Raw genomic sequence first — 23427 nt, 5'->3', positions numbered from 1 at the left:
GTCCGCTGGACGCAAGCCGGTACTTACATTTCGTTGCCTGGACGCGTAGCTCGGTGATGTCGATCACCCTTAGGGTCGCCTGCCATGGTCCGATCCCTGGCGTCCCGCCAGAGGGGATGGAGGGAACCGCATGCGATCTGCTCCGCGGCCACCGCGTCGCGCGGCCGGCGGCCTTCTCGCGCTGGCGATGCTGACGGCCACCGGCCTCACGCCTCCCGCCGCGGCGAACGCGGGCACCAGGACGACGTCCGGCACGCTCACCATGTCGGCCACCGAATCCGCGACGGTGAACCGCGATCCCCGCTGGCGACTCCTCGACGGTGACGAGAACCCACCCGCCCCCGCGCCTTCGGCCGTACCGACGCCCCCGGCCGGGCCGGCGAAGAACCTCCGCCAGAGCCCGTCGGGACCCTGGAGCGCCGCGCTGCCGGGACCGGCGCGGGTGGTGGCCGAACGCCGGCTCGGCCCGCGCACGCTGGACATCCTCATCTCCTCCCCGGCGGTCGACGCGTTGCTCCCCGTACGGCTGCTGGTGCCGAAGGGCTGGTCGAAGACCGCCCGGCGGACCTGGCCCGTGCTGTACCTACTGCATGGTGGGGCGGACAACTACACCTCCTGGACCCGGATGACCGACGTCGCGGACTTCACCGCAGGCATGGACGCGATCGTCGTGATGCCGGAGGCGGGCCGGGCGGGCAACTACTCCGACTGGTACAACAAAGGACGCGGCGGCCCGCCCGCATGGGAGACCTTCCACCTGTCGGAAGTGCGGCAGCTTCTGGAGATCGGCTACCGCGCGGGCACGCGCCGGGCGGTGGCCGGCCTGTCGATGGGCGCCTACGGCGCGATGAAGTACGCGGCCCGCCACCCCGGCATGTTCGAATTCGCCGGCGCCTACAGCGGTGTGATGGCCACCCGGATCCCGGGCATGCCGGCGTTCATCATGAACGCCCAGGCCTCCGAGCACTGGGATCCCCTTCGCATGTGGGGCGACCCGCTCAGGAACCGTGACGTGTGGGCGGCGAACGACCCGAACTTCCTTGCCGGCAACCTCAGGGGAACGGCTCTCTACATCTCCAGCGGGACCAACAGTTTCAGCGGCCCGCTGGACCCGCCCGGGGCGCCGTGGAACCCCGCCTACCTCGGCGAGCCCGTCTCGGCGTACACCGCGAGGGCCCTGGCTGCCAGCCTGAGGCGTTACGGCATCCCCTTCACCCTCAACCTGTACGGCAACGGCACCCACACCTGGCCGTACTGGCGGCGCGAGTTCAAGGCGTCGTTCCCGATGATCCTGAACTCGCTGGGTCTCGTCAGTCGGTGACGTAGATCTGGCTGAAGACCTCGGACAGCTTCTTCACGTCCTGGGCGATGCCGACCTCGGGCGACGCCGGGTTGAACATCGTCGACAGTCGGCGCTGGAGCGGCTCCAGCTTGTCGAGCTGCTCCCAGGTGGGCGTGGAGGCCAGGCGGGAGCCCATGACGCGGTACGTCGCGCCCTTGCCGTCCTGCCAGCGGGTCCAGAGGTTGACGGTGGCGGCGCCGTCCTTCAGCGGGGTGGTGATCCGCTCCGAGGCCGCCGTGGCGGCCTGCTCAGCGGTGAGCGGGGAGGCGTTCTTACCCGCGAGCCCGGCGTCCTCGGCCGCGATCTGCGCGAGCGTGTCCCACGCCAGCGCCTTGACCTTGCTCCACTGGTTGCGCTGCGCCTGCTGCGGAGTGATCTTCCACGTGGTGTAGGCGGTCTGGAGCAGCCCGGCGTCGAGCGCCAGCTGGTCCACCGAACCGGAGGTGAGCAGCGGCTCGATGTTCTCCGGGGTGAGCAGCGGGAACTTCTTGGTCATCTCCTCTTCGCAGAGGTCGCTGTTCCCACAGCCGAACTGGGGGACCACGGTGTGCACGCCGAGCTTCTTGCCGGGGGCCACCCCGTGCAGCGCGGTGGCGGCCGCGGTGACGAACGTGCTCATCTCCTCCGGCGTCTTCACCACGCCGTTGTAGCCGAGCTGGGAGGTGAACCGGATCCCGACGACGCCCGGCTGCGCGGCGAGCGCGCCGACCTTCTTCACCGCGGCCGCGAAGGCGGCCGTCCCGGCCTTGTAGTCGTCGAGAAGCTCGGTGTCGACCCACACCCGCATCTTGGCCGCCGCGGCGGCGGCGATCGCCTGCCCTGCGGGGGTCTGCGCGGCGGCGGCGATCTCCTCCGGGGTCACCGAGCAGCTCTCACCCGCGGTCGGGCAGGTGGGCGGCGTGGTGTCCTCCTCGTAGCCCTCGGGCGCGGGATCCCCGTCGCCGTGGGCCTCCCCGTCGCCCTCGCCGTCGTTGCCGCAGGCCTCCACCGTGCAGTCGATCCAGCCGATGGGGTACTCCGAGGCCTCCTTGAGCTTCGCGCCGTCGTCCTTGGCCCAGAACCGGACGATGTCGAGGGCGTCCTGCGGAGTGGGCGCCATCCAGAAGCACTGAGGGTCGGACTGTGAGCCACCGTTGGTGACGTTCTTGCAGTCGTCGGCGCCGTCCTCGGAGAACGCCGAGGCGGCCGGCAGGCCCACCGCCAGAGCGGTGAGTGCGGCGCTGAGGGCGAGTGCTCTCCTGATTCGCATCAAGCGTCTCCTTGGCGGCGTCAAATGCATAGTGATCGTTCGTAAACGATCGAAACGACTGTATCGGGCACATCTTTACTCGACCAGAGGCTCTACAGGATTCCTTGACCGGCGAGCGCCTCACAGGCCCGGCCGACACCGTCCTCACCTCGCATGACCTTCCCCAGCTCCCGGGAGCGACCGCGGAATTCATCATCCTGTACGGCCCGGATCACCGAACGTTCCAGAGCGGGAACGGTCAGCTTCCTGATCGGCACGGGCGGGGGCCCGGCGCCGAGGGAGGCGACCCGGGCTCCCCAGAACGGCTGGTCGGAGAAGAAGGGGCAGATCACGCTCGGCACGCCCGCCCGCAGCCCGGCCGCCGTGGTCCCCGCCCCGCCGTGGTGGACGACGGCCGCCATCCGGCGGAACAGCCACCCGTGCGGCACCTCGCCGGTGAAGCACAGGTCGCCGGCCGCGCCGTACGGCCCCGGGGGCAGGCCCTGCAGCACCCCGCGCAGGCCCGCGCGGCGCAGGGCGGTGACGACGGTGTGGGTGAGCGCGTCCGGGTCGGCTGGCGCCATGCTGCCGAAACCCACGTAGACGGGAGGGGAACCGGCGTCGAGGAACGCCGCGAGCGCCGGTGGGGGCGGCTGGTCCAGGGCCTGGAGGTCGAGGTGCCAGGACCCGGTCAGGTGCACGTAGGCAGGCCAGTCGGCCGGCCGGGCAACGATGGCCGGGCTCACTCCGCACAGCACCGGGGTGCGGGAGCGACGGGCCGCGGTGAAGCAGGAGCGTGTCGGCCCGAGCCCGAGGAGCCGGCCGCGCAGGCGGTTGACCATCCGGCCGATCAGCAACCAGCTCAGCCGTTCCACCAGCGCGTAGCTCGCCCGGTTGCCCAAGGCTCCGAGCGTGGCGAGGGGGACGAGCGGGTTCGGGAACCGCTTGGTCGGCTCGCTCGGCTGGAAGTGCAGCAGGGCGTGCGGCACGGCGTGCCGCTCGGACATGTGCTGGCCGAACCCGCCGAGAGCGGGCGCGAGGACCAGGCCCGTGCCCGCGCACGCCGCGTCCACCTCCGAGACGAGGCGTTCGGCCAGGGGCTCGACGATCCGCCGGAACCCGGTGAGGAAACCGGTCACGCCGCCTCGTGACCACGCCCGGCCCTCCTCGGACTCCATGATCCGCACCGGGTCGACGCTGATCGGCACGTACCGCAGGCCGTCCACCAGCCCGGCGTACCGGCCGGGCGCCACGATCGTGACCTGGTGGCCCCGAGCGCGCAGTCCCAGGCCGAGCGCCGCGCACGGCTGGGTGTCGCCCCGCGAGCCGAACGCCAGGATGCTCACCCTCATGTCCGCACGCCCGGCGCTGCGGCGGTGTCCCTCAGGCCCGGATGCCCGCCGGGCAGCGTCGCGGCGCTGACGCCGGCGCCCAGGAGGACGAGCGCGGCGGCGGCGAGCAGGCCCGCCGTGTACCCGGAGGCGAATCCAGCGGCGCCGTTCACGATCACCCCCACCGCGGCGATGCCGAAAAGCCCCGACATCTCCCGGGCGACGCTGAACACGCCGCCCGCCACGCCGGCCCGTGAATCGGGGACCGCGCCGAGCACCGCCGAGCCGAGCGGCATCGTCAGCGCCGACCCCACGCCGATGGCGGCGACCGAGGGCAGCAGGCTCGCCCAGCCGTCCCCCGGCCGCAGGAAGGCCACCGCCACCATGCCGGCGGCGACCAGCACCAGCCCCGCCGCCACCGTACGGCCCGCGCCGAACCGTGAGGAGAGCCAGGGGGCGAGTGGCGTCACCAGCACGACCAGAACGGCGAGCGGGACGAACGCGAACCCGGACTCCGTCGGGGTGAAGCCGAGCACGCCCTGCAGGAAGAGCGCGGTGAAGAAGAACACGCCGTTGACCCCGAGCCCCCACAGCACCTGGGCGATCACACCTCCCGTGAAGGCACGGGCGCGGAAGAGATCGAGGTCGACCATGGGCTCGGCCCGCCGGTCCGTCTCGGCCGCCCGTTCGACCAGGACGAACGTCACCGCGCCCGCGACGCAGGTCACCGCGCACACCGCGATCCAGGGCGAGGTCCAGCCCAGGTCCGCCCCTCGCGTCAGGGCGAACGTGCCCGCCGTCAGCGCGACCACCGAGGAGCACAGCCCCGGCAGGTCGACCCGCGACGCCGACGGATCCCGCGACTCCGGCACGGCCGCGACGGTCAGCGCGACGACCACGAGGCCCAGCGGCACGTTCAGCAGGAAGATCCAGTTCCAGCTCCAGTGCTGGCTGATGTACCCCCCGGCCACCGGGCCGAGGGCCAGGGCCGCCGCCCCGGCCGCCATCCAGACGGCCACGCCGGTCGAGCGTTCGCGCTCGTCACGGCCGACCGAGACGATGGCCAGCAACGCGGGCAGGATCAGCGCCGCGCCCGCCCCCTGCGCCAGCCTGGCCCCGATCAGCGCCTCGACGGATCCGGCGAGCCCGGCGAGCAGCGACGCCAGGGTGAAGATCGAGAGCCCGGCGACCAGGACGAGGCGCCGCCCGTAGACGTCGGCGAGCCGCCCTCCGGCGAGCATCAGCCCGGAGAAGGTGAGGATGTACCCGGTGACCACCCACTCCAGGGACACCAGCGAGGCCCCCAGATCCGTTCGGATCGTCGGGACGGCGACCGTGACGACCGTGTTGTCGAGCGTGGTCACGAACCCGGCTAGCCCCACGACCAGGTACGTCAGCCTGACCCGGACCGTTCGGCCCGCCGTGGGCGCCGCCACGGTCATGGTCACCGCTCGACCTCCGCCCAGTGCCATCCGGGGCCATCAGGATTGGGCCGCACGATCTTGGTCCGTGCGGTGCCGACCGGCACCCATTCCCGAGGCGGTTCCTTGCCGGGTCCCGAGCCTTCCCCCGGTCCGTCGTCGCTCTGGTCCCCGGGCCGCGCGATCCGTACGGCCTCCTCCACGGTGAGCAGCGGCTCCGGCGGCGCGGTGTCCTCGCCCTCCTCGGCCCAGTGCCACCCCGGACCGTCGAGGTTCGGCCGGATCACCCGGCCCCCGCCCGGCCCCGTACGGACCGGCGGCGCGGGGGCCGGGGTCGCCGGAGCGGAGGGGGAAGGTGCGATCGGGACAGGAGGCGGGGCGATCGGAAGGGAAGGGGAGGCGGCCGCCGTGAGCTGAGGGGGTGGGGGGGTGCCGGGCACGCGCGCGGCGGCCTCGCGGGGCCGTTCCCGCTCGACCGTGACCCGGTCCCGATCGGGGGGCTCGCCGCCGGGTTCCTCCTGTGGCTCGTCCCGGAGCCCGACCCGAGCGTGCAGGCGGCGCAGCGAACCGGGAAGCCACCAGTTGGCGCCTCCCAGCAGCCGCATCGTCGCCGGCACCAGCAGCGCCCTGACCAGGGTGGCGTCCACCACGATGGCCACGAACATCCCGACGCCCAGCAACTTGACGATGGTGATCCCCGCCGTGGAGAAGGCCGCGATGACGACGAGCAGCAGCAGCGCCGCGCTGGTGATCACTCCACCGGTCTTCTGCAGCCCGACCGCGACCGCCTGGGTGTTGTCGTGCGTGCGCAGCCACTCGGCGCGCACCCTGCTCAGCAGGAACAGCTCGTAATCCATGGAAAGGCCGAAGACGACGGCCAGGATCAGCACGGTGACGGTCGCCTCGATGGTCCCCGTGGAGGTGAATCCGAGCACCCCGGCGAGGTGCCCCTCCTGGAACGCCCAGACGATGACGCCGAACGACGCGCCCAGCGACAGAACGTTCATCAGGATCGCCTTGATGGGCAGCACGACCGAGCCGAACGCCGCGAACAGCAGGATGCCGGTGACCAGGCACACGACCAGGCCGGTCCAGGGCAACGTGGCGAGCAGGCTGGCCATCAGGTCGAGCTGCGCGGCGGTGGGCCCGCCCACCACGACCTGGCGGAAGCCCGATTCGAGGGTCAGGCTCCTGATCAGCCCGACCAGGTCCCTGGTCTGGTCCGACATCGGGTCGGAGCCGTATCTGACGGCGAGCCGTACCGCTCCCTTGTCCTGGGCGACGCCCGTCACGTCGACCCCGGTGACCCCCTTCAACGTGCGCAGCCGCTCGACGTACGGCCGCACGTCACGGGCCGTGACCTGGGTGACCGGCATGATCCCGTGCTGTTCCATCCCCACCGGGCCTGGCCGCGACGGCGTCGTGACGGTACGGACCTCGCGTCCCACCAGCACGATCACGTCGATCGCGGACATGGCGTTGCGGGAGAAGTCCCTTTCCACCGTCTGCGCGACCTGACGGCTCTCGAAGCCCTCCGGCAGCACCCGGGCGTCCACGTTGCCGAACCTGACGTGCAGGAACGGGCCGGCCAGCGCCATCAGCACCACCGTGACCCCGACGAGGTACATGAGCGGGCGGCGCATGACGCTGGAGGCGATGCGGTGCCAGGCCATGCCGGTAGCGCCTCCGAAGGAGGGCGTCAGCCGAAGGGCGTCCACCCTGCGGCCGAGCACGCCGAGCAGCGCGGGAAGCACGATGAGCGCGGCCAGCATGGCGACGACCACCACGGCCGCGCCCCCGAGCCCGATCGACCGCAGGAACATCTGCGGGAACAGCAGCAACCCGCACAACGCGGTCGCCACGGTGAGGCCGGAGAAGGCCACGGTACGGCCGGCCGTCGCCATCGTGCGGACCACGGCCTCCTCGGTGGAGCGGCCCCGCCTGATCTCCTCGCGGAAGGCGGTCAGCACGAACAGCGAGTAGTCGATCGCCAGCCCGAGCCCCAGCATGGTCACGACGTTGATCGAGAAGACCGACACGTCGGTGATCTCGGTCAGCAGGCGGAGCAGGGCCAGCGCGCCCAGCACCGCGACGGCGCCCACGACCAGCGGCAGACCGGCGGCCACCAGGCTGCCGAACACGATGACCAGCAGCACGAGCAGGACGGGCATGGCGATGGCCTCGGCCCGCTGGAGGTCCCGCGCCGTCTGTTCGTTCAGGTCATCGAGCAGGGGAACGGCGCCGCCGACGCGCACCTCGTACCCTTCGATGGGCAGTCCGGCCCTGATCCGCTCGAACCCGCGCCGCTTGTCCTGGTCGCCGCCGGTCAGCTTGATGACGGCGTACGTGGCGTGCCGGTCGCGGGACGCCAGGTGCCCGGCACCGCTGGACCAGAGCGTCGTGACCGTGTCGATCGGAGCCCGGGGCAGGGCACGCAGCGAGCCGTGGACCGAATCGCGGAACTCCTGGTCGGTCACCGTGAGGCTCGGGTGCCGGTACAGGACGACGACGTCGGGCGTGGTGCCGCCGAACCACTCCTCGTTCCAGCGGGCCTCGGTCGTCGACTCGGCCTTCGGGTCCTCGAAGCCGCCGTCGGCCAACCGGCCGAACACCTCGGCACCCCAGACGCCCGCGAACACGGCGAAGGCCAGGCCGAGGAGCAGCAGGCTCCATCGGCCCCGGTAGACGCCACGCCCGAGCGACTCGAACATCACCGTTCCCGGGCCGAACCGGCGAGCACGCCGTCCAGATAGGCCTGCCTGCACGCCTGGCGGGCCACCTTGCCGCTGGAGGTGCGAGGCACGGTCCCCGGCTCGACGAGGAGGAAGTCGTGCAGGCGGAGCTCGTGCCCGCGGGTCACCGCCGCCCTGACGCCGGCCGCCACCTCGTCCGGGTCGCGTCCCCCGGCCCGCCGGGACCGCTCGGCGACCACGACCAGCCGCTCGGTGTCCTCCCCGCCGATCGCGAAGGCGGCAACATGGTCGCGCCTGATCGCCGCGTCGGCCTCCTGGACCGTCACCTCGATGTCCTGCGGGTAGTGGTTGCGCCCGTCGACGATGATCAGATCCTTGATGCGGCCCGTCACGTACAGGTCGCCCTCGTGGATCACTCCGAGGTCCCCGGTGCGTAGCCATCCATCGGCGAACACCTCGGCGCTTCGCTCCGGGTCCCGCCAGTAGGCGCGGGCCACGTTGGGGCCCTGGACCCGGATCTCGCCCACCTCGCCGTGCCGTCTCTCCAGCCCCGTTTCGGGGTCGGTCACGATGACCCACTGCCGGGTCGGCCGGCCCACCGCCACCAGCGCGCTGCCGCCACCCGGGTCCCGGTGATCGCCGCCCTCCACCGGTACGGCGCGGCCCTCGGTCAGCGCCTTCCGGTCGAAGACCACGACCTTGGGCGGCGCGTCCCTGTCCATCGCCGTGACGAACACGGTCGCCTCGGCCAGCCCGTACGCGGGGGTCTGGGCGGACGGCCGCAGGCCACACCCGACGAAGGCCGCGCCGAACCGCTCCATCGTGCATGGACGGATCGGCTCGGCCCCGTTCAGCAGGACGCTGACCCCGGACAGATCCAGCGCCTTCTTGTCGTCCTCGGTGACACGGCCCGCGGTGTACTCGTACGCGAAGTTGGGGGCACCGCTGAACACGTCGTCGTACCGGCTGAGCATCGTCAGCCACCGGACCGGGTGCATGACGAAGGCGACCGGGTCCATGAACACCGACCGGTTGCCCCCGAGTATCGGCGCCGCGACGGAGGCGACAAGGCCCATGTCGTGGAAGAGCGGCAGCCAGAGCGCCGCCACGGAGGTGCGCGGGCGGGCGCGGAAAGCCGTCCAGAGCTGCTCGGCGTTGGCGGTCAGGTTTCCGTGGGTGATCTGCACTGCGGCCGGGGCCCTGGTGGAGCCCGAGGTGTACTGCAGGTAGGCCACGTCGTCCGCGGCGCTCGGCTCGGGCTCCCACTCCTCCGCGAGCAGGGACGACACGGTGTCCACCGTGACGATCGACTTGGGCCGCTGCGTACCGGACAGGAAGGCCTCCACGCCGGGCAGGGATGCGGTGGTGGTGAGGACGGCCATCGGATCGGCGTCCCCATACGCCCGGATCAGCCGCTCGGCGTGCCCGGGCAGGTCAGGGGGGAACAGCGGGACCGCGATCACCCGGGCGTACATCGCTCCCAGCAGGGCGACGACGTACTCGAGGCCGCTCGGCGCCAGGATGGCGGCGCGCTCTCCCGCAGGCGTGGCGTCGCGGAGCCGTACGGCCAGAGCACGCGCCCTGAGGTCGACCTCCGCCCAGGTCAGCGTGTGTTCCACTCCGGCGGGGGCGCATCCGGCCGGATGGGCGACGAACGTGTACGCGGGAGCGTCCGGGATCTCGGCGGCCCAGCGGGCCATCCGCGCGATCAGCGGCTCGCGCGCGTCCGCCTCCGGCTCGCGCGCGAAGGACCGGGGCTTCCCTCCGCCGGGTGCGTGCGCGGTGGATCCCGGCTCGGCGTTCTCGCCGCTCGGCTCGCCCATCGCGTTCTGGTCCCCTCGACGGGTGACAGGGACCTAGAAGCTACGCCAGGCGCGGCGCGGGATTCTTGGCAAACAGCGCGCATTCCCCGGGGTGCGTTGTCACTGTGGTGACAAGCCCCGGCCTCCTGGGCTCCCCCTCCTTTCCTCCGGCGCCTCGCCACCTCGCATAATCGGGAGATGCGCGATCACAAGGGGAGCCCGGAGTCGGCCCAGACCCTGGAGCGGGGACTGCGGCTGCTCAGGCTGCTCGCCGACGGCCATCGCGGGCGCACCCCCACGGAGCTGGCACAGGAGCTCGGGCTGAGCCGCCCGATCGTTTACCGGCTGCTCACCACGCTGCAGAACGAGGGGTTCGCCCGGCGGGACGCCGAGGGCCGCGCCCACCTGGGTTTCGGCGTCCTCGCGCTGGCCCGGGCCGTGCAACCCCTGCTGCGGGCCGCCGCGCTGCCGGCGCTGCGCCGCCTGGCCGAGGACACCGGCGCCACGGCCCACTTGACGGCCGCCGAGGGTGACGAAGGGCTGGCCATCGCCGTGGTCGAGCCGACGTGGACGGACATGCACGTCGCCTACCGCGAGGGCTCGCGTCACCCGCTCTCGCGGGGAGCCGCGGGGCTGGCGATCCTCGCCCTGCGTGAGGGCCGCACGGACTACCAGGTCACCGAGGGCCAGCTCCAGCAGGGCGCGCGCGGCATCGCGGCCCCGCTGGCGGGTCTGCCGTGGCTGGAGGCCTCCGTGGGCATCGTGACGTTCAGCGCCCTCGACTCCGAGACCATCGGCCCCCGCGTCGTCACGGCGGCCATCGAGCTCGGCCGGGCGCTGGAGTAACGCGCCCGTCCACCAGGCCCGATGCCTGGATGCGCGTGTTTCCCGGCTCGTCGAGAGGGCCGATTGACATCGTCGCCGTGATGGCGGATCGTCGTACGTATAGAGGACAACGTTGTCCGATATACGTACACAGGAGAGGCCGATGCCGTACTACCGCACCGTCGGCGAGGTGCCACGCAAGCGGCATGTCCAGTTCCGCAACCCCGATGGCGGGCTGTACGCCGAGGAACTGATGGGGGAGGAGGGGTTCTCCTCCGACTCCTCACTGCTCTACCACCGTCACCTGCCGACCGCCATCGTCAAGGCCGAAGCGGTCTCAGAGGACAGGCGGGCCACGCTCTCGCCCAACCTCCCGCTGTCCCCGCGCCACTTCCGCACCCAGGACCTGCCCACAGGTGGCGACCTGGTCACCGGCCGCCGCCCGCTGGCGGGCAACGCGGACGTCCGCATGTCGTACGCCGCCGCCGACCGGCCCAGCGAGCTGTACCGCGACTCCAAGGGCGACGAGTGCGTCTACATCGCCAGCGGCAGGGTCCGCTTCGAGTCCACCTACGGGGTGATCGAGGCCGGGGAGGGCGACTACATCGTGGTCCCCACCGGCACCATCCACCGCTGGGTGCCCCTCGACGGCACCACGGTGAAGGCGCTGGCCATCGAGGCCTCCGGGCACATCCGGCCGCCGAAACGCTACCTGTCGCAGTACGGCCAGTTCCTGGAGCACGCGCCCTACTCCGAGCGTGACCTCAGAGCGCCCGGTGAGCCGTTGATCGTCGACGATGGGGAGACGCCGGTCCTGGTCAGGACGCGAGGCGGCCTCACCAGGCTGACCTACGCCCACCATCCGTTCGACGTGGTCGGCTGGGACGGCTACCTCTACCCTTACGCCTTCAACATCGACGACTTCGAGCCGATCGTGAAGCGCACCCACGCGCCGCCGCCGGTCCACCAGACCTTCGAGGGGCCGGGCTTCGTCATCTGCTCGTTCTGCCCCCGGCCGCTCGACTTCCATCCGGACGCCGTGCCGATCCCGTACAACCACCACAACGTCGACTCCGACGAGTTCATGTTCTACGCCGGCGGCGACTACAGCGCGCGTAAGGGTTCCGGCATCGACGTCGGCTCCATCTCGCTGCATCCGGCGGGCTTCACCCACGGCCCGCAGCCGGGCGCCGTCGAGGCGGTCGTGGAAGCCGTGCGGCAGGGCATGAAGGTGACCAGCGAACTGGCCGTCATGGTCGACACCTTCCGGCCGCTCGATCTCGGCGAGGCCGCGCTGTCCTGCGAGGACACCGGCTACGCCTGGACGTGGGCGCGATGACCGACCCCGTGAGACCGCTCGCCCCGGACACGCTGAAGGTGCTTCTCCACGACCTGGTCGACGACGCGGGGCTGTTCCCGCCCGCCCTCCTGCCGATGTCGGAGGCCCTCGCCCGGCACCACGCCGACGAGGAGGCCGGAAGCCCGGTGCTCACCCACCGCTTCCTCTGCCCCGGGAACCGCCTGGAAGAGCTGCGCGCCATGCTCACCCGCCCCGTCAGGGTGGGGCTCATCCTCGACGTGTCGGACCTGCCCGGCCTCGACCGGCTCACCGGCCTCGCGGACGTCGACGTGGAGCTGGTCGAGGTGGCCCTTCCCCCGGACGTCCCGCTGGACGTCCACGTCGGCCGTGTCCGTCCGCACATCTCCGGTGCACGGCTGTTCGTCGAGGTCATGCCCGCCGACCTCCACCAGGTGCCGGAGGGCGTGGGGCTGAAGGTGCGCTGCGGAGGGGCCACTCCGGAGCTGTTCCCCTCCGTCCACGAGCTCGGGATCTTCATCCGCAACTGCGTCGATCAGAACATCCCGTTCAAGGCCACCGCCGGGCTGCATCACGCGGTGCGCCACCCCGACCCCAGCCTCGGCGTCTACCGGCACGGATTCCTCAACATCGTGCTCGCCGTGTGCGCCGCCATCGAGGGCCGTGACCCGGTGCGCGTGCTGGAGCTCATGGACAAGCGGGAGCTCGTGGCACAGGCGCGGGCGGCGCCGTACGCGACCGCTCGGCGGGCCAGGGAGCTGCTGGTCTCCTACGGATCGTGCAACACGCACACACCGATCGAGGACCTGCGGGCGCTCGGCCTGATGGAACGCCCTCGCAGGGAGACACTGATCGTGAACGAGGAGATCGTGACGTCGAGCTGGGCTCCCGGAGCCGACCTTTCTCCCTACACCGTGGCGAACCTGCCGTACGGCGTGTTCTCCCGGCAGGGCGAGCCCCCTCGCGTCGGGGTGCGGATCGGCGACCACATCCTCGACCTCGCGCCCGTCCTGCACGACGAGGTCTTCGCCGCCGGAAGCCTCAACGGCTTCCTGGCACGAGGTCGTACGGCCTGGCAGGACACCCGGCGCCGGATCCAGCGCCTGCTCTCGGCCCAGGCGGAGGAGGCGTCGGCCAACCGCGCGGCCACCGAACCGCATCTCATCCCCCTGCACCAGGTGCGGCTGCACATGCCGATCGAGATCGGCGACTATGTCGACTTCTACTGCTCGCTGGAGCACGCGACGAATCTCGGCCGCATGTTCCGGCCCGACGAGAACCCGCTCAAACCCAACTGGCGCCATCTGCCGGTCGGTTACCACGGCCGGTCCGGCACCATCGTGGTCTCCGGCACCCCGGTCTCCCGCCCGCGCGGCCAGCGCGCCCCCAGCGCCCCGGGCGGCCTGCCCGTCCTCGGGAAGTCCATGAAGCTCGACATCGAGGCCGAGCTCGGCTTCGTCGTCGGGGCGCCGACCCGCGTCGGCGACAGCGCCGACGACTTCGCCGACCACGTCTTCGGCGTGACGCTGGTCAACGACTGGAGCGCGCGCGACATCCAGGCGTGGGAGTACGTCCCGCTCGGGCCGTTCCTCGGCAAGTCGTTCGCCACGTCGATCTCCGCGTGGATCACCCCGCTGGAGGCCCTGGAGCATGCCCGGACCCCGGGGCGAGCACAGGATCCCGAGCCGCTCGACTATCTGGCCAGGCGCGAGCCATGGGGGCTCGATCTCACGCTCCAGGTGGAGCTCAACGGCGAGCCGATCTCCCACCCCCCGTACGGCGAGATGTACTGGACGCCCGACCAGATGCTGGCCCACATGACCGTCAACGGCGCGTCCATCCGCACCGGCGACCTGTACGCCAGCGGCACGGTCTCGGGAGCCGAGCGAGGGCAGCGGGGATCGCTGATCGAGATCAGCTGGAACGGCGCCGAACCGCTCAAGCTGTCCGACGGCCAGACCCGCAGCTTCCTGGAAGACGGGGACACGGTGCGGATCACCGCGACGGCGCCGGGGCCCGGCGGCACCGAGATCGCGCTGGGCGAAGTGACGGGCACGATCCTCCCCTCACGAGACTGACCGCCTTCCGGGGCCGCTCCTGCCCAGCCTGCCGATGGTCACCATCGGTGTCGATGTCGGTACGTGGCGCTAATCTAGGGCTGCTTTCGATCATCGAACCAAGAAGGCAGGAAGATGCGTCGCCCTCTGGCCGTGCCCGTGATCCTTCTCCTGCTCGTCACGGGCGGCTCGCAGGTGGCCACCCGGCCCCGGGCGGGGACCGTGCCCGCCATCACCGCCTCCCCCGGGCCCTCCGCCGGCGCCGCCCCCCACCGGATCAAGACGCGCCGCGCGCCGCGCGGGCTCGGCATCCAGGCCATCGTCCCCAGCCCCGGGGAGACCGTCGGCATCGGCATGCCCATCATCCTCACCTTCACCGGGCCGGTGCGTGACAGGGCCGCCGTGGAGCGCTCGCTGGAGGTACGGGCCCGCAAACCCGTACCGGGCGCCTGGCACTGGGTGAGCGACACCGAGGTCGTCTATCGCACCAAGACCGATTGGCCCCCGCGGCAGCAGGTCGCCGTCACCGCGCGCCTCGCCGGGGTCCGCGTGGCGCCCCGCACCTACGGCACGGCCGACCGCACCGTGGAGTTCTTCGTGGGCAGGCGCCAGATCAGCCTGGTAGACACCCTCACCCACCAGATGCTGGTCTACCGGGACGGCAGGCTGGCACGGCGGATGGCCATCAGCGCGGGCAACGGCGCCACCAGGGAGTACACCACGACCAGCGGCGTCCACCTCACCATGGACAAGGACGATCCCGTGCGCATGGTCTCTCCGGGCAGGCGCGAAGGCGACCGCGACTACTACGACCTCATGATCCGCCATGCGGTGCGCATCTCCAACAGCGGGGAGTACATCCACGCCAAGGACAACCTGTGGGCCCAGGGCCGGGTCAACGTGAGCCACGGGTGCGTCAACGCACGACCTGATCAGGCCGCGTGGTTCTTCCGCAGCTCCTTGCGCGGCGACCCCGTGATCGTGACCGGCACCGACCGCCCGCTCGAGTGGCGGAACGGATGGGGATACTGGCAGTTGCCCTGGGGGGCATGGCGAAAGGGAAGCGCCCTCCACGATCACGGCTCGCTTACTCTGCCGCACCCCAAGAAATGGGGCTACGGTGGAAATTAAGGAACCACGGACGCCTCAAATGCGTTTCACATTGCAGGAGGGCCGAGGCAATGGACTCGTGGATCTTCTGGTTGATTCTGGCGGCGGTGCTCGGCGTGGCGGAGATCTTCACGCTCACCGCGGCGCTCGGGCTGCTCGGCGCCGCCGCGCTTCTGACAACGGGGGTCGCCGCGATCGGGCTGCCGACCGGCATCCAGCTCGCGGTGTTCATCCTCACGTCCATATCCGGTCTCGTCGTCCTGCGGCCCATCGCCCGGCGCCACATCATCCAGCCGCCCGTGCAGCGGTTCGGGATCTCGGCACTCGTGGGGAAGTCGGCTTACGTCACGCGCGAGGTCACGGGCATGAACGGGCGGGTGCGCATCGGCGGGGAAGAATGGTCGGCCCGCGCCTATGACGAGACGCTGGTGATCCCGGCGGGAGCCACTGTGGACGTGATCGAAATCGAGGGCGCCACCGCCCTCGTCTATCCCCGGGAGTAAGCATGGACGCCGCTTTGATCGCCGGAATATTCGTGGTCCTGCTCGCCGTGTTCACGGTTCTTCGCTCGGTCCGTATCGTTCCGCAGGCGCGCGCGGGCAACGTCGAACGCCTCGGCCGCTACTCCCGCACCCTCGGCCCCGGCCTGAACTTCGTGATCCCCTTCGTCGACCGGGTGCGACCGCTCATCGACCTGCGCGAGCAGGTGGTGTCCTTCAAACCGCAGCCGGTCATCACCGAGGACAACCTCGTCGTCGACATCGACACCGTGCTGTACTTCCAGGTCACTGACCCGCGAGCGGCGGCGTACGAGATCGCCAACTTCATCCAGGGCGTCGAGCAGCTCACGGTCACGACCCTGAGGAACGTCGTCGGCGGCATGGATCTGGAGAAGACCCTGACCTCCCGCGACACCATCAACAGCCAGCTCCGCGGGGTCCTCGACGAGGCCACCGGCAAGTGGGGCATCCGGGTGAACCGGGTCGAGATCAAGGCCATCGACCCGCCGAAGAGCATCAAGGAGGCGATGGAGAAGCAGATGCGCGCCGAGCGCGACAAGCGCGCCGCCATCCTCACCGCCGAGGGCTTCCGGCAGTCGCAGATCCTGACCGCCGAGGGCGAGAAGCAGAGCGCGATCCTTCGCGCCGAGGGTGACCGCACCTCCGCGATCCTCAAGGCCGAGGGCCAGTCGCAGGCGATCGACGAGGTGTTCCAGGCGGTCCACCGCAACGACCCCGATCCGCAGCTGCTCGCCTACCAGTACCTCCAGATGCTTCCCCAGCTCGCTCAGGGCCCGGGCAACACGTTCTGGGTCATCCCGAGCGAGGTGACCTCCGCGTTGCAGGGGGTGTCCAAGGCGTTCACCGAGGCCCTGCCCAGGTCCGCCGCCACCCGCGAGGTCACGGAGACGAAGACGGCCGCGAAGGACGAGGCGGCCATGGCGGCGAAGGCCGCCGAGGACGCGATCGCCGACGCCGAGGACACGGGCCCGCGCCAGCTCGGCCCCGGTGGCGCCACCCCCGGTGCCCTGTCCGGCCTTGAGGACGGCTCCACGGCCCAACCGGCCGAGGCACTCAGGGAGCCCCAGCCCAAGCGGTCCTGAGCCCCGCCGTCAGCCTCGCGCGGTGGTGAGCAGTCCCGCGAAGCGTCGTACGCGTGCCAGCTCCTCCCGGGCCGGTTCGAGCACCAGCTCGCGGCCGACCTCGTCGACGCCGGCCCACAGCGCCCGCCGCGCCTTGCGCGCCCTGCGGCGCGCGCCCAGGGCCGCCACCACCCGGCAGAGCAGGGCGATGAGCAGGCCGGCGAACGCCCCGCCCGCGAACAGGACGGTCGGCCAGGGGACGGTGCCGAGCGTCGGCGTCGGCAGCTCAGGGAACCTCAGGTAGTCGAGGACGAACAGCCCGGACAGCCAGCCGATGCCGGCCACCATCGCGACGAAGAGCATCCACTGGAGCAGCCCGGCCACTCGCCACCACCGTGGCCGCCTGCCGGCTCCCACCGAGGTCACCGACACCGCGCGATCCAGTCTCTCGGCCAGCTCGTCCGCCTTCGACCGGGCCGCCTGGCGTACGGCGGCCGCCCACGGCTCGGGCAGACCGGCCGAGGCGGCGGATCCGACATCCCGGACCGCCAGCTCCATGCGGGATCGCTGGACGGCCGTGGCGGGCGGCAGCGACGTACGTCCCACGCTCGCGGCGACCGCTCCACCCTCACCGCGTGCTCCGCGGTCACCGCCTGCTCCGCCGTCACCGCGTGCTCCGGCGATGACGGGCGTCCCGCCGGGCGGGACGCCGAGGCGCAGGCGGCGCAGCGGGTCAGGTCTGAACCGCCGCATCCAGCGGGTGACCGGCCATCCGGTGGCCGCTATCGACCGGTGCTTGTGAGCCTTGGCGACCGCCTCCACCACCAGGGGCACGCCCGCCGCCTCGGTGAGCGCGGCCGTCAGCGGCCGGGCCAGCTCGTCCGACAGCGCCTTCTCCGCGTCCCCCGCCCGCTTCTCCAGGCCATTCGGGGACGCCTCCGCGAGCGCGTCGGCTGCCGTACCGACGTCCGCCGCCAGCCGCGCCGCCCACGTACGCCGGTCCGCGACCCGCTTGGCCAGCGTGGAGCGCAGGTCGGCGACGCCGATGTTCTTGGGCACGGACGTGCCGACGATCGGCACGCCGGAGAGCCCGTCCTCGTCCAGCAGCCGGCGCAGGTCGCCCAGGCAACGGTCCACCGCCGCCGGGGTGAGGCGGTCGAGCTGGTTCAGCACGACCACCATGACGTCCCGATGCCTGCTCAGGGGACGGAGATACCGCTCGTGGACGGCCGCGTCGGCGTACTTCTGCGGGTCGAGCACCCACACCAGGAGATCGACCACGGCGACCAGGCGATCCACCTCCAGACGGTGGGCCAGCTCGATGGAGTCGTGGTCGGGCAGGTCAAGCAGGATCAGCCCGGACAGCATCCCGTCGACGCCGTCCACCGAGTGGCGGCGCGGGATCTCCAGCCAGTCGAGAAGCGGCCCCGCCCCCTCCGGCTCCCACATCGCCGCCTGCGCCGTCGACGTCGTCGGCCGGGTCACCCCGACTCTGGCCAGCGTGGTGCCGGAGAGCGCGTTGAACAGCGACGACTTCCCGCTGCCCGTCGCTCCGGCGAGCGCCACGACCGTGTGGTCGACCGAGAGGCTCCGGCGCGTCCCGGCGCGGGACACCACGGTGCGGGCCTGCGCGACCGCCTCGGCGTCCAGCCGCCCTTCGGCGAGCTCCGCCGCCTCGGCGAGCGCGGCGAGCCTGTCGTCCAGGGATACGGCGCTGGTCCGCCGCAGCACCTTCATGGCGTGTCCAACGCGGCGTCCACGGGGGCATCGACCACGGCGTCCACCGGAGCGTCCGCCGGGGGAACGTCGATCTGGCCCCTGTGCTTCTGCACGGCCCGCGCCGCCTGACGGAGGTTCTCGGACATGTCCTCAGGAGGCCCCACCCCTTCGAGCAGCGACGTGAACCGGGCGGCCTCCTCGTCGAGCACCGCGCGCACACGGTCTTGAAGGTCCTCCCGTGCGGCCTGGGTGAGGGTTCGCACGGCCTGGTCGCCGAACACCGCCTCCAGCAACTTCTGGCTCAGAACGCTCGTACCTCCCGCGATGCCCACCTCGATCCCGGTGAGACCGCCGGTGGACGCGAAGACCATGAGCATGAGCAGCAGGCCCGCGCCGTTGACGCTGAACGAGGCGAGCCGGGCTGTCGTGCGCCTCTCGGCGCCCTCCTTGGCGACGAGCTCGAGGACGTACCCCTGCCAGGCCCGCACGGCCGCGGCCGCCCGTTCGGGCAACGTGGCGGACGCCCGGCCGAGACGACCCGCCGACACCGCGCCGGCGCGCTCGATCACGTCACGCCCGGCCGGCATGCCCGACCATGCCTCCAGCGCACGCTCGGCGGCGGCGTCCGCCGCGGACCTGATCAGCGCCTCGACCCCGGTCTCCAAAGCCACCCTGAGCTGGGCGTCGGGAGCGGGGCGGCCGGTGAACGCCGACACGAGCCGCTCGCGCAGCCAGCCGATGCGCGACTCCAGCGTGCGCATGAAGTCGCCGGTGCCGATGAAGTCCTGCCAGCGGGCCAGCACCTCGCCGCGCAGCAGCGAGCCGTCGCGGATGCCGTCGTCGAAGGTCGCCATCGCCGTACCGTAGGCGGACTCGACCGAGAGCCGCAGGTCGGCGAGCCCTGCTCGCTGCCGCTCGGCCTCGTCGGCGAGCGCCGGGACCCGGAGCGTGATGCTTTCCAGGGCTCCGGAGAGGGTCCTGCGGACCACTTCGGCCCGCGCGTGGGCGTCGGCCGCTATCGCGGCCAGCCAGTCGTGCACGGCCCGTACGGCCGCTTCGGGCAGGCGGCCGTTCTCCTCGGAAAGCACCACCTCTGGGACGCTGAACAGCGGAGTGCCGGCGAGACCGTTCTCCTCCAGCAGGCGGTTCAGGTGCGCGCGGACCGGTTGGAGCGCCTCCGGCGGCACCCGGTCGAGGACCACCGCCAGAGCCGTGCTCCGCTCGCGGGCACTGCGCAGGAATCCCCACGGGACCTCGTCGGCGTAACGGGCGGCCGTGGTGACGAACAGCCAGAGATCGGCCGCCGCGAGGAGCTGAGCCGCGATCTCGCGGTTGGCGGTGACGACCGAGTCGATATCGGGGGCGTCCAGCAGGGCGAGCCCGGGGGGAACGGTGGCGGCCGTGACGATCCGCAGCGTGCCCGGCTCGCCGCGACCTCCTCCGGTCGTCCTGGCGAGGCCGGGCAGCACCTTCTGCCGGGTGAACCACGCCTCGTCGGCCGGGTTGGCCACCAGCGTGGGCGCGAGGGTCGTGGGGCGCAGCACTCCGGGCTCGGTGACGTCGGCACTGGCGAGGGAGTTGACCAAAGTGGACTTGCCTGCCCCGGTGGAGCCTCCGACGACGGCCAGCAAGGGCGCGTCCATCGCCGCGACACGCGGAAGGAGATAGTCGTCCAGCTGCCCTCTGAGCTCTGTGAGGGCACGACGATGCGAAGCGACGTCACCGATCGCGAGGGGGAACAAATCGTGATCCAGCTGACGCCGCAGGGTCTCGAGGGCCACGAGCAGGCCATTGTTCCCCGCCATACGACCCGTCATGCCCCGAGAGAGCCAAGGTATCCACCACCTGGATAAAACCGCAGCTCAGGGAGGATTTTGCGGAGGGTGCGCTTTGCGGAGGGTGCGCTTTGCGGTGAGGGCCTTCGGGGTGGGTCGGCTCGGGGTGGCCCGGGGGGCGGGCTGAGGTGGCTTGGTCGGCGGGCTGGGGTGGCTTGATCGGCGGGCTGAGTGCGGCGTAGTTGGCGGGCTGAGTACGGCGTAGTTGGCTGGAGGGTCGTACGGGAGCGGGCGCGGGGCTTTCGTTGACGGTCCACAGCCCACTGGCTTGGGAAACCTGCAGCGCTTAGGCGTGGACTCCCGAACGATCAAGGCCCACCCGGCACCCATTTGATCAGGGCACCCACTTGACGCCCACCCACACCGAAACAACCGCCGACCGGCCAGGCGATTACCTACCAGAACCGGCCAGGCCAGGACCTACCGGATAGGCCAGGCCGGGGAATCGCCCAGGACCGGCCAGCCGTGACCTATCGAAACGGGCCAGGCCGGGAACCATGCAGTGCCACAGCGCGGAAGTCCCAAACGATCAAGGCCCACCCGGCACCCATTTGATCAGGGCACCCACTTGACGCCCACCCACACCGAAACAACCGCTGACCGCCAGGCGATTACCTACCGAACCGGCCCTAGAGCAGCAGGTCTTGGCTGGACCGGCCAGGCCAAGACCAACCTGAACCGGCCAGGCCGGGAGCTACTAGAACCGAGTTCGGTCACCGCGAAGCCGTCACGCACCTTCCCCTACGCGCCTTCCGTGACCTAGCACTTCATCCGTACATCGGAATGCTGCTGGTAGACGCCAGGGCAAGGACGCGAACGGCCATGGCGTGCATCACCTGCGCTGCGCTGCCCGAGTCGAAGGCGAGGACCGGACTCAGGTGGTGGGCTGGGCTGGGGTCTGCGTTCCGGGGCGGCCAGGGCCGGGGGTCCTGGTGGGAAGGAGAAGACCAGACTCAGGTGGTGGGCTGGGCCGGGGTCTGCGTACCGGGGCGGCCAGGGCCGGGGGTCCGGGTGGGAAGGAGCGGACGGCACTTCTTCAGGGCCTTGGCGATCACGGGATCCGCGGTCTTCAGGCCGCGCATGCCACCGTTCTCGGGCAGCTCGGCCCCGTTGTCGTTCATGCACGAGCGGAACGCCTGGAGCGCGGAGTCGTCCATCCCACCGCGAGGGCCATGCCCCTGCCCGTACCCGCCCTGCGGCATCAGCGATCGGCAGTCCTCGAACGCCTTCTGCATCTCCGGCGACATGGTGCCAAAGCCCCCCGGTCTTCCGCTCGGCCGGGCTGGCGGGGAACCGTTCGGCCGAGCCGTGGGTGCCGCGTCAGGGCGGCCGGTGGGCATGTCCACACCGTGCTCGCGCATGCACTCGGTGAATGCCGCACGCTGGTTACCGGACCCGCTGGGCGAAGCCGGGGAACCGGCCGTGGCGTTCGAGCCTCCACCGCAGCCGGAGATCAGCAGAACGACGGCTACGGTGACGACGCCGAGAGCACGGGGCAACGCGGTCACGAAGTGGACTCCAGTGGGAAACCGAGGGACTCTGGCGAGATCCATCACAGGCCACCAAACTCAGCGCCAGGTGGGACCAAGCTGAAACTCGCCTGTCAACTTCTCGGAGACGCCGATGTCCTTCCAACGGCAAGGCTCAACTCGTAGCGGCTGACCCAGGTGACCGAGCCGTCGTCCTGGCGCTGGCCCGGAGCACCGCTCACCGGCACGTCGCCACGGTGCACGAAACCCCGCGCTTCGTAGTAGGAACGCAGCCGATCGTTGGACTTCACACAGTCCAACCGCAGGGCATCGACTCCCCGCTGCCGAGCACTGTCGGCCGCCCAGCCGAGGATGACGGCGCCCAGTCCGGCCGCCCAGCGACGCACCGCCATCCTGTGGACGTATCCCGCTGTTCCGGCGACATCGGCCCACAGCGGGTCCGACCAGTCGAGGGTGACGGTGCCCGCCACCTTGCCTCCGACCTCCACCAGCCAGGTCTCACCCCGGGAGAGCGCCTCCTTCACCCACGCGGCCTCGAAGCGGGCGGGCCACTGACTGATTCCTCGCGCCTCAAGCCATCCCGCCGCTTCGTCGAGCACGCTCAGCACGTCGTCCATCCGCTCGTCGGCAGCGCGCAGAAAGACGACGTCACCGTTCCGATCAAGTGGCATGACACGGATGATCGCAGCCGCCCAGCCCTCCCAACAGCCACTTTCGATACACGCCCCGGGGCCTGTTCGGAAGGGTCCTGCCGGCTGTACCCCCTGGAACTGTCCGGTGAGCAGGCCCTTGAAACGGGCCCTTATCGACCGACTCGCCCTAGAACCCGGCCACCCATTACCGCTCGTCCCCGAACCGGCCACCCATTACCGCTCGTTCCAGAACCGGCCACCCGTTACCGCTCGTATCAAGCAGGATCATCCGTATTGGTTCGTATCAGGACCCCGACCATCCGTAAGGGTTGCTGAGAGCAGGAGAAGACCATGGCTGAGCAGGATCTTGGCGCTATCGCCAGGGCCATTATCGACGGCAACCTGTACATGACGCTGGCGACCGCCGATGGGGATGGCCGCCCCTGGGCCTCCCCGGTGTTCTACGCCGCGGCGGAGCACACCCAGTTTTATTGGGTCTCCGCACCGGAGGCGACGCACTCACAGAACCTCGCCCAGCGTCCGGAGGTGAGCATTGTGATCTTCGATTCCCGGGTGCCCGCGGGAACCGGTCAAGCCGTGTACATGTCCGCTACGGCCGAGCACCTGACAGGGGATGATCTCGAGTGGGGTTCCACGCTTTATCCGGGCGCCGCCGAGCGCGGTGGGCGCGTCTTCACACCGGAACAGCTCCGGGCGCCGGCCCTCTACCGTTTGTATCGTGCGACGGTGTCGCAGCACTCGATACTCTGCCCGAGAATTTCGGGGCCGTGCCATGAGCACGGGCACGCCTTCGACCATCGAACCCCCGTGAGTTTGTAGCGTCGCTCTCCGGCGGCCTTCCACTCGGGTGGGCCTCAACCGGGTACCCCGATCAAATGGGTGCCGGGAGGGCAATGATCCGGCTCGGCAATGCCACACCTGGCTCCACTCGACTCCCCGGCCCAGCCCTTCCAACTGCACCCTCACCTCGCCGCTCTCCGGCGGTCTTCCACTCGGGTGGGCCTCAACCGGGTACCCCGAT

Annotated in this window: 17 protein-coding genes; 8 read left to right on the top strand and 9 right to left on the bottom strand. The window is 71.0% G+C overall.

Going from position 1 to position 23427, the window contains the following annotated elements; all coding sequences use genetic code 11:
• Positions 1–130 precede the first annotated feature (130 nt).
• Positions 131–1321, top strand: coding sequence for an alpha/beta hydrolase (locus ABD810_RS15870; protein WP_344939734.1), 1191 nt, complete (start codon positions 131–133; stop codon positions 1319–1321).
• Here the strand turns inward: ABD810_RS15870 and ABD810_RS15865 are convergent.
• From ABD810_RS15865 to ABD810_RS15845, 5 genes are all read right to left on the bottom strand, one after another.
• Entirely contained in the window at positions 1311–2591 is a 1281-nt protein-coding gene (locus ABD810_RS15865; protein WP_344939732.1) for a hypothetical protein, read from the bottom strand. The genes ABD810_RS15870 and ABD810_RS15865 overlap by 11 nt on opposite strands.
• Positions 2592–2683: 92 nt before the next feature.
• A complete protein-coding gene (locus ABD810_RS15860) occupies positions 2684–3922 on the bottom strand; it encodes a glycosyltransferase (RefSeq protein WP_344939730.1) in 1239 nt (412 codons plus the stop codon).
• A complete protein-coding gene (locus tag ABD810_RS15855) occupies positions 3919–5343 on the bottom strand; it encodes a DHA2 family efflux MFS transporter permease subunit (protein WP_344940042.1) in 1425 nt (474 codons plus the stop codon). The genes ABD810_RS15860 and ABD810_RS15855 overlap by 4 nt, the downstream gene beginning before the upstream one ends.
• A 2-nt stretch (positions 5344–5345) precedes the next feature.
• Positions 5346–8033, bottom strand: coding sequence for an MMPL family transporter (locus ABD810_RS15850; protein WP_344939727.1), 2688 nt, complete (start codon positions 8031–8033; stop codon positions 5346–5348).
• The gene (locus ABD810_RS15845) at positions 8033–9838 is read right to left on the bottom strand and encodes a fatty acyl-AMP ligase (RefSeq protein WP_344939725.1); all 1806 of its coding nucleotides are present in this window, start codon (positions 9836–9838) and stop codon (positions 8033–8035) included. The genes ABD810_RS15850 and ABD810_RS15845 overlap by 1 nt, the downstream gene beginning before the upstream one ends.
• 177 nt (positions 9839–10015) lie before the next feature.
• Here ABD810_RS15845 and ABD810_RS15840 point away from each other — a divergent pair, with 177 nt between their 5' ends.
• The 6 genes from ABD810_RS15840 to ABD810_RS15815 all read left to right on the top strand — a co-directional run bounded on the left by ABD810_RS15840 (position 10016) and on the right by ABD810_RS15815 (position 16730).
• Complete coding sequence (locus ABD810_RS15840) at positions 10016–10663, top strand: helix-turn-helix domain-containing protein (protein ID WP_344939723.1); 648 nt, start codon at positions 10016–10018, stop codon at positions 10661–10663.
• Positions 10664–10805: 142 nt separating this feature from the next.
• Positions 10806–11981, top strand: coding sequence for a homogentisate 1,2-dioxygenase (locus tag ABD810_RS15835; RefSeq protein WP_344939721.1), 1176 nt, complete (start codon positions 10806–10808; stop codon positions 11979–11981).
• Positions 11982–12829: 848 nt separating this feature from the next.
• The gene (fahA, locus tag ABD810_RS15830) at positions 12830–14038 is read left to right on the top strand and encodes a fumarylacetoacetase (protein ID WP_425566905.1); all 1209 of its coding nucleotides are present in this window, start codon (positions 12830–12832) and stop codon (positions 14036–14038) included.
• Between the two features lie 114 nt (positions 14039–14152).
• Positions 14153–15148: a L,D-transpeptidase gene (locus ABD810_RS15825; protein ID WP_344939719.1), complete on the top strand. Its 996-nt coding sequence runs from the start codon at positions 14153–14155 to the stop codon at positions 15146–15148.
• A gap of 50 nt (positions 15149–15198) precedes the next feature.
• Positions 15199–15630 (top strand): NfeD family protein, encoded by a 432-nt coding sequence (locus tag ABD810_RS15820; protein WP_344939717.1) that lies wholly within the window; start codon positions 15199–15201, stop codon positions 15628–15630.
• Between the two features lie 2 nt (positions 15631–15632).
• Positions 15633–16730 (top strand): SPFH domain-containing protein, encoded by a 1098-nt coding sequence (locus ABD810_RS15815; RefSeq protein WP_344939715.1) that lies wholly within the window; start codon positions 15633–15635, stop codon positions 16728–16730.
• Positions 16731–16739: 9 nt separating this feature from the next.
• Here ABD810_RS15815 and ABD810_RS15810 read toward each other — a convergent pair whose 3' ends face one another.
• From ABD810_RS15810 to ABD810_RS15795, 4 genes are all read right to left on the bottom strand, one after another.
• The gene (locus tag ABD810_RS15810; RefSeq protein WP_344939713.1) at positions 16740–18446 is read right to left on the bottom strand and encodes a GTPase; all 1707 of its coding nucleotides are present in this window, start codon (positions 18444–18446) and stop codon (positions 16740–16742) included.
• Complete coding sequence (locus ABD810_RS15805) at positions 18443–20233, bottom strand: GTPase family protein (protein ID WP_344939711.1); 1791 nt, start codon at positions 20231–20233, stop codon at positions 18443–18445. The genes ABD810_RS15810 and ABD810_RS15805 overlap by 4 nt, the downstream gene beginning before the upstream one ends.
• A 983-nt stretch (positions 20234–21216) precedes the next feature.
• Positions 21217–21510, bottom strand: coding sequence for a hypothetical protein (locus ABD810_RS15800; protein WP_344939709.1), 294 nt, complete (start codon positions 21508–21510; stop codon positions 21217–21219).
• A 356-nt stretch (positions 21511–21866) separates the two neighbouring features.
• Entirely contained in the window at positions 21867–22424 is a 558-nt protein-coding gene (locus ABD810_RS15795) for a GNAT family N-acetyltransferase (protein WP_344939707.1), read from the bottom strand.
• Positions 22425–22736: 312 nt separating this feature from the next.
• On the opposite strand from ABD810_RS15795, the gene ABD810_RS15790 reads away from it, so the two are divergent.
• Entirely contained in the window at positions 22737–23225 is a 489-nt protein-coding gene (locus ABD810_RS15790) for a pyridoxamine 5'-phosphate oxidase family protein (RefSeq protein ID WP_344939705.1), read from the top strand.
• Positions 23226–23427: the final 202 nt, after the last annotated feature.

It is taken from the genome of Sphaerisporangium flaviroseum, from assembly GCF_039537005.1.
GTDB lineage: Bacteria > Actinomycetota > Actinomycetes > Streptosporangiales > Streptosporangiaceae > Sphaerisporangium > Sphaerisporangium flaviroseum.
This window is presented reverse-complemented; position numbering and strand designations above follow the sequence as displayed.